Annotated in this window: 1 protein-coding gene; it reads left to right on the top strand. The window is 38.3% G+C overall.

Translation table 11 applies throughout. The annotated features are described in order from the left end of the window. A partial coding sequence (locus tag CJ239_RS11225) for a G5 domain-containing protein (protein ID WP_142367013.1) occupies positions 1–2,408 on the top strand: 2,408 nt, incomplete at its 5' end. Positions 2,409–2,959 lie beyond the last annotated feature (551 nt).

Genomic DNA, 2,959 nt, shown 5'->3' on the forward strand with positions numbered 1-2,959 from the left:
ATGTGATTGATACTACTACCTATGAAGTTGATCCAAAAACAGGTAAGGTAACTCCAACAACTGTTCGAACTTATGGAACAATCAAAGAACCAATAATTGAGACACGACCTGTACCATCCCCTGTTATCTATGAAAAAGACGATACGAAAGAAAAAGGTACAGCCCCAACTACTGTTAAAGGTGAAGATGGTGAAGACACTATCACAACCATTTACACTGTGGATCCTAATACTGGAAAGATTACAGCAAGTGAAGGTCAACCAGTTCGTACGAAAGAACCAACTAATACTATTGTCAAAGTCGCAGCGAAGGATAAAGTAGAAACAACAGAAATCCTATCACCTAAGAAATACGTAAAAGATGATACACGCGACAAAGATCAACCAAATGTGGAAGAAGCAGGCCAATCAGGTTCACGCACAGTAACAACTACTTACGAAGTAAATCCAGCAGATGGAACAATTACAGAAAGAGCAGGAGAACCAGTAGTAGTAAATCCAACAGAAACAATTGTTAAAGTCGCAGCCAAAGACAAAGTCGTAGAAACCCTGATTGAACCAGAAGTTGAGTATGTTAGAGATGGTGAACGAGAAGTTGACACACCTAATGAACGCGTTCAAGGAGCTAAAGGTAAAACAGTTACTACAACCACTTACGATGTAGATCCAAAAGATGGTCATATCACAGAACACGTTGGTAACCCAGTCGTCACCCCAGCAGGTAAGACAATCGTTAAAGTTGGTGCGAAAACTAAGGTTGAACAATCTAAAGATCCTGAAGGTCGTGATGTGATTGATACTACTACCTATGAAGTTGATCCAAAAACAGGTAAGGTAACTCCAACAACTGTTCGAACTTATGGAACAATCAAAGAACCAATAATTGAGACACGACCTGTACCATCCCCTGTTATCTATGAAAAAGACGATACGAAAGAAAAAGGTACAGCCCCAACTACTGTTAAAGGTGAAGATGGTGAAGACACTATCACAACCATTTACACTGTGGATCCTAATACTGGAAAGATTACAGCAAGTGAAGGTCAACCAGTTCGTACGAAAGAACCAACTAATACTATTGTCAAAGTCGCAGCGAAGGATAAAGTAGAAACAACAGAAATCCTATCACCTAAGAAATACGTAAAAGATGATACACGCGACAAAGGCCAAGACAATGTAGAAGAAGCAGGCCAAGCAGGTTCACGTACAACAACAACTACTTACGAAGTAAATTCAGCAGATGGAACAATTACAGAAAGAGTAGGAGAAGCAGTAGTAGTAAATCCAACAGAAACAATTGTTAAAGTCCCAGCCAAAGACAAAGTAGTAGAAATCCTGATTGAACCAGAAGTGGAATACGTTAAAGATGTAGAAAAAGACTTCGGTACACCAGACCAGCGTACTGAGGGTAAAAAAGGTAAAACAGTTACTACAACCACTTACGATGTAGATCCAAATGACGGTCATATCACAGAACACGTTGGTAATCCAGTCGTCACCCTAGCAGGTAAGACAATCGTTAAAGTTGGTGCGAAAACAAAGGTTGAACAATCTAAAGATTCTGAAGGTCGTGATGTGATTGATACCACTAGCTATGAAGTTGATCTAAAAACAGGCAAGGTAACTCCAACAACAGTTCGAACATATGGAACAAGTAAAGAAACAAAAATAGAGTTAGAACAATCTCCTAAGACAGGTGACGTTACAGTAACACCGAAGAAGCCAGATGACTTAACATACCCATCAGGAACTAAGGTAGAGATCCCAGGTGAAGATGGTAAAGGTAAAGTACCAAACAGTGATCTCCCAGAAGGTAAACTCTCAGGTACAAGTAAGATTACTGAGCCAGATAAATCAGCTGTGGAAGTTCCTAATGTAACAACTCCAGCTAAGGTAACAATTTTTGAAAACGGTGTATTAGCGGATTCAATTGCATTGCCAGAGCTAATGATTGAGGTTCTCTGGATTGATGAAGATGGAAATGTATTGAAACAATCCGTTAAGACAGGTAATGAAAAGGATGCTGGACATGGATTAATTCCAGGATATGAATTTGTAAGAACAATGATTGATGAAAATGCACCAGTAATGACCCACATTTTCAGAAAAGTAGGTTCAAATACAAATACCATTCCAGTTGCGCCAGTGACACTTGATACGCTAGTTACACCTGCTACTAATGGAGGTTCTGATCAAGATATACCTGCACCAACAACTCCAAATGCAGTTAATTCGAATGTAGATCAGGTAGATACTCATACTACTATTGACAATGGTGCTAAGTCAAATGATTCTCAAAATGTATTGCCAAATACAGGAACAGAATCAAATGCGACTCTTGCCTCTCTAGGACTTCTTGGCATGTTAGGTGGTCTCGGACTTGCTCTTGGAAAGAAAAAAGAAGACTAAAATAAACATTTAGTCAAATATGAATGGATCATTGTTAGGTGGGCAATGAATACAAAAGATCAAGAAACGGCTTTGTTCCTCATTTTAAGAGGTACAAGGCCGTTGTTGTATTTTTGGAAAGTAGATACTAATCTTTGTACTAATACTCAATGAAAATCAAAGAGCAAACTAGGAAGCGAGCCGCATGCTGTACTTGAGTACGGTAAGGCGACGCTGACGTGGTTTGAAGAGATTTTCGAAGAGTATAAGAAGCTCTCAATTGGGTACGCTATTAATTGAGACATAGTGTAAGTCATCTGTTACCATTAAATTTTTTAGATGATTGTTTTTTTACTATCAAAGATGACGACGGATTATCTGATATGATAAGTGGTTAAAGATTTACTTCAAAGATAGAGAGTTGCTTGTATTTAAATATATAATATATCAACATTTTGTTAATAATTAAATGTTTTAGCACTTGTTTGCTAAATTCCCAAACGAAGTTCCGCTGTTAGTAGAAGTGGAAGTTAGTCTGATAAAAATCCTAAAAACCAGTGGAATTCCGTGTC

Origin of the sequence: Streptococcus sp. UMB0029 (assembly GCF_002871495.1) — a bacterium.
Lineage (GTDB): Bacteria > Bacillota > Bacilli > Lactobacillales > Streptococcaceae > Streptococcus.